The sequence below is a fragment of the Actinophytocola xanthii genome, assembly GCF_001921205.1.
Lineage (GTDB): Bacteria > Actinomycetota > Actinomycetes > Mycobacteriales > Pseudonocardiaceae > Actinophytocola > Actinophytocola xanthii.
This window is the reverse complement of record NZ_MSIE01000139.1, coordinates 1-4,443: the sequence shown is the minus strand read 5'-3', so window position 1 is coordinate 4,443 and position 4,443 is coordinate 1. Positions and strand designations below refer to the sequence as shown.

5 protein-coding genes are annotated in these 4,443 nt (G+C 70.5%); 4 read left to right on the top strand and 1 reads right to left on the bottom strand.

Annotated features, from left to right (window positions below):
• The 3 genes from infB to rbfA form a co-directional block, all read left to right on the top strand.
• On the top strand, nucleotides 1–2,050 hold a 2,050-nt coding region (gene infB, locus BU204_RS37180), incomplete at its 5' end, for a translation initiation factor IF-2 (RefSeq protein WP_075130486.1).
• 72 nt (nucleotides 2,051–2,122) lie between these two features.
• Nucleotides 2,123–2,419, top strand: a complete 297-nt coding sequence (locus BU204_RS37175) for a DUF503 domain-containing protein (protein WP_075130485.1) — start codon at nucleotides 2,123–2,125, stop codon at nucleotides 2,417–2,419.
• A gap of 32 nt (nucleotides 2,420–2,451) precedes the next feature.
• Nucleotides 2,452–2,898: a 30S ribosome-binding factor RbfA gene (gene rbfA / locus BU204_RS37170; RefSeq protein ID WP_075130484.1), complete on the top strand. Its 447-nt coding sequence runs from the start codon at nucleotides 2,452–2,454 to the stop codon at nucleotides 2,896–2,898.
• A 94-nt stretch (nucleotides 2,899–2,992) separates the two neighbouring features.
• Here the strand turns inward: rbfA and BU204_RS37165 are convergent, their stop codons facing one another.
• Nucleotides 2,993–3,448: a MarR family winged helix-turn-helix transcriptional regulator gene (locus tag BU204_RS37165; RefSeq protein ID WP_075130483.1), complete on the bottom strand. Its 456-nt coding sequence runs from the start codon at nucleotides 3,446–3,448 to the stop codon at nucleotides 2,993–2,995.
• Between the two features lie 130 nt (nucleotides 3,449–3,578).
• Here BU204_RS37165 and BU204_RS37160 point away from each other — a divergent pair.
• Nucleotides 3,579–4,443: alpha/beta hydrolase (locus BU204_RS37160; protein ID WP_075130482.1), on the top strand; the 865-nt coding region annotated here is incomplete at its 3' end.

Below are 4,443 nucleotides of genomic sequence, written 5' to 3'. Positions count from 1 at the left end.
CGGTGGCGGTGGCGGTGGCTACCGCGGTGGTCCCGGTGGCGGCGGCGGTGGCGGTGCCCCGGCCGGCGGTGGCTTCCGCGGCGGTGGCGGCGGTGGCCGTCCCGGTGCCGGTGGTGGTCGCGGCGGTGCCGCGGGTGCCTTCGGCCGGCCCGGCGGCCCCTCGCGGCGCGGTCGCAAGTCGAAGCGGCAGAAGCGCCAGGAGTACATGGAGAACATGCAGGCGCCCAGCGTCGGCGGTGTTCGCCTGCCCAAGGGCAACGGGGAGTCGATCCGGCTGCCGCGCGGTGCCTCGCTGACCGACTTCGCGGAGAAGATCAACGCCAACCCGGCCTCGCTGGTGCAGGTGCTGTTCCACCTCGGCGAGATGGTCACGGCGACCCAGTCGGTCTCCGACGACGTGCTCGAGCTGCTCGGCACCGAGATGAACTACCGGGTGCAGGTGGTCAGCCCGGAGGAGGAGGACCGCGAGCTGCTGGACTCCTTCGACATCTCCTACGGCGAGGACGCCGGTGGCGAGGAGGAGCTCCAGGCCAGGCCGCCGGTTGTGACCGTCATGGGTCACGTCGACCACGGTAAGACCCGACTGCTCGACACCATCCGCAAGACGACCGTGCACGAGGGCGAGGCCGGTGGCATCACGCAGCACATCGGTGCCTACCAGGTCGCGGTCGAGGTCGACGGCAACGGGCGGCTGATCACCTTCATCGACACCCCGGGTCACGAGGCGTTCACCGCCATGCGTGCCCGTGGTGCGAACTCCACGGACATCGCGATCATCGTGGTCGCCGCCGACGACGGCGTCATGCCGCAGACGGTGGAGGCCATCAACCACGCGCAGGCCGCCGGCCTGCCGATCGTGGTGGCGGTGAACAAGATCGACAAGGAGGGCGCGAACCCGCAGAAGGTGCGCCAGCAGCTGACCGAGTACGGGCTGGTCGCCGAGGAGTACGGCGGCGACACCATGTTCGTCGACATCTCGGCGCGGCAGGCCATCAACATCGACGGGCTGCTCGAGGCGGTCGTGCTCACCGCGGACGCGGCGCTCGACCTGCGGGCCAACCCGGAGATGGAGGCGCAGGGCGTGGCCATCGAGGCGCACCTGGACCGCGGTCGCGGCCCGGTCGCCACGGTGCTGGTCCAGCGCGGCACGCTGCGGGTCGGCGACTCGATCGTCGCCGGCGACGCCTACGGTCGTGTGCGCCGGATGGTCGACGAGTTCAACGAGGACGTCATCGAGGCGTTCCCGTCGCGGCCGGTGCAGGTCATCGGGTTCACCTCGGTCCCGGGCGCGGGCGACACGTTCCTGGTCGTCGAGGAGGACCGCACGGCCAGGCAGATCGCCGAACGCCGGGCGGCCCGCATGCGCAACGCGGCCAACGCCCAGCGGCGCAAGCGGATCAGCCTCGAGGACCTGGACTCCGCGCTCAAGGAGACCAGCCAGCTCAACCTGATCATCAAGGGCGACAACTCCGGTACCGTCGAGGCACTGGAGGACGCGCTCACGAAGATCGACGTGGGCGAGGAGGTCGAGCTGCGGGTGATCGACCGCGGTGTCGGTGGCATCACCAAGGCCAACGTGGACCTGGCGATCGCGTCCGAGGCGATCATCCTCGGGTTCAACGTCCGCGCCGAGGGCAAGGTCACCGAGCAGGCCAACCGCGAGGGCATCGACGTCCGCTACTACTCGGTCATCTACCAGGCGATCGACGAGATCGAGCAGGCCCTCAAGGGCATGCTCAAGCCGGTCTACGAAGAGGTCGAGCTCGGGCGCGCCGAGGTGCGCGAGGTGTTCAAGTCCTCCAAGGTCGGCACGATCGCGGGCTGCATGGTGCTCTCCGGCGAGATCCGGCGCAACGCCAAGGCCAGGCTGATCCGCGACGGCGTGGTCGTCCACGACAGCCTGCCGGTCAGTTCGCTGCGGCGGTTCAAGGACGACGCGGTCGAGGTCCGCGAGGGCTTCGAGTGCGGTCTGACGCTCGGTTCGTACGGTGATCTCAGGATCGACGACATCATCGAGACCTACGAACTGCGCGAGAAGCCGCGCGAGTGAGTCATCAGGTCGGTTGCCGCGCCCCGGGGTCGGGGCGCGGCAACCGCGCTTATTCGTGGAAAGTGATGCCCGTTGTACGTGGGGGCTCTCGAGCTGGACATCCTGCTCGGTGACATCCGCTCCTTGAAGGAGAAACGCTCCGCGGTGCGCCCGGTGATCGCCGAGCTGCGCCGCCGGTTCGAGGTGACCGTTGCCGAGGCCGGTCACCTGGACAAGCATCGCCGGTCGCTGATCGGGGTAGCCGCTGTCGCGGCCGACGCCGGGCACGTCCGGGAGGTGCTGGACGCGTGCGAGCGGCTGGTCGCCGGTCGTCCGGAGCTGGACCTGATCTCGGCCCGCCGCCGCTGGCTCGGCCCCGAGGACGACTGACCTCACACCAGAGTTTCGGAGAAAGGATCGTCGTGGCTGACGCACCACGCGCCCGCAAGCTCGCCAAGCGGATCGCGCAGATCGTCGCGTCCGCGTTGGAGCACGAGGTGAAGGACCCCCGCCTGGCGCGGGTGACGATCACCGACGCCAAGGTGACGGCGGACCTGCACGACGCGACTCTGTACTACACCGTGCTCGGCGACAAGCTCGACGCCGAACCGGACACCCAGGGCGCCGCGGCCGCCCTCGAGTCGGCCAAGGGCGTGCTGCGCTCCCGGGTCGGCGCCGGCACCGGCGTTCGCTTCACCCCGACGCTCACCTTCGTCGCGGACACCGTCCCCGAGGACGCGAAGCACATCGACGAGCTGCTGGCCCGCGCCCAGGCGGCCGACGCCGAGGTCGCCCGCCTCGCGGGCGGCGCCCAGCCCGCCGGCGAACCCGACCCTTACCGCGCTCCCCGCCCCGACGACGAGGAGTAAGAGGACTGAATAACGCCTCCACCTCCGCAACCGTCACCCCAGCCACAAGTACGTGCATGACCCGCACCATGACAGCCCAAGCCCACCAACAGGGTTAGTTCCGGGGTGGCGGCACTGCCAGCAGGTCGCCGAGGTCGTGCAGGGTTCCGGTGGCGGCACGCAGGTCGGCGACCGAGAGGCGGTCGGCGACCTGGTTCGCCCATGCCGCCTGGCGCAGCTCCACCTGGCGCAGTGCGGTCCGGCCGCGGTCGGTGAGCGCGATCAGGCGCGCCCGCCGGTCGCGCGGGTTGTCCAGGAACTCGATCATCCGGTCCTTGGCCAGGGCGTTCGCGGTCTGCTGCACGCTCTGCCTGGTCAGCCCCATGATCCGGGCGACCTGTGCCGCCGTCGCGGGTTCGTGGTCGACGACGCCGAGCACCTGCCAGCGTGCGCTGGTCAGCTCGGCGGGACGGGCCAGACGGTCTCCGGCGGCCAGGAGCAGGCCGTTCACCCGGAAGACCTCGACCAGCAGCTGGGAGAACTCCAGGCCGCGCTCGGTCAGGGCGGTCATGCGGTCACCCTGGCAGGTTGACAGGTACCTGTCAAAGAATTTGGGAAAGTTTCGGTCTCGGTCCCATAAAGGGTGCCCGTTCGCTAGTCTCGGGGCCCTCTCGACCGATCGACCACACCTGGGGTGAGACGTGGCTGCAGGCGACCTTCGCCGTTCGCGGCGGGACGTCCTGCTCGGGGCCGTCGGCCTGGGCCTCGCGGCCGCGGGCTGCGCCTCGGAGCAAGCCGACGATCCCGCCCGAACGGTCCGATCCAGCTCCGCCTCCGGCACGTTGTCGGCGGCGAGCGCGTCGGCCCTGCCGAGGCCGGTGACGATCGAACGCGTCCGGTCGATGGCCCGCCGGACCGAGATCGAGCTCATCGTCATCCGCCCCGAGGGGGCGGAGCCGGACCTGCCGGTCTGCCTGGCGCTGCACGGCCGGGGGGAGAACGCGCGGATGTTCCTGGACCTGGGCCTGCCCGACATGCTGAGCTCGCTCGTCAACTCCCAGGGTGGCTCCCCGTTCGCCGTGGTGGCCGTGGACGGCGGTGACTCGTACTGGGTAGCCAGGCAGCCCGAGGACGACCCGCAGCTGATGCTCACCGACGACATGCCGAAGTGGCTCGGCGAGCGCGGTCTCGCGACCAACCCGTTCGCGGTGCTCGGCATCTCGATGGGTGGCTACGGCGCGCTGAACTACGCGGCCAACCCCAACAAGCCGGTTGCCGCGGCGATCAGCCCGGCGTTGTTCCTCAGCTGGTCGGAGGCGGCCAACCGGGACGCGTTCGCGAACGAGCAGCGGTGGCGCGACACCGACCCGCTGCAGAACGTGCCCGCGTACACGGGCGTGCCGGTCGGCCTCTGGTGCGGCGAGTCCGACCCGTTCGTCGACGGCGCCCGGGACCTGGCCGAGAAGCTCAGACCGCCGATCGCGGAGATCGAGCCGGGTGGCCACGACGCGACCTACTGGCGCAAGGTGCTCCCGAGGGCGCTCAGGTTCGTCGGCCAGCATCTCG

Excerpts from the sequence above, each read along its gene's own strand:
- BU204_RS37165 (WP_075130483.1), bottom strand. The coding sequence starts at position 3,448 with ATGACCGCCCTGACCGAGCGCGGCCTGGAGTTCTCCCAGCTGCTGGTC.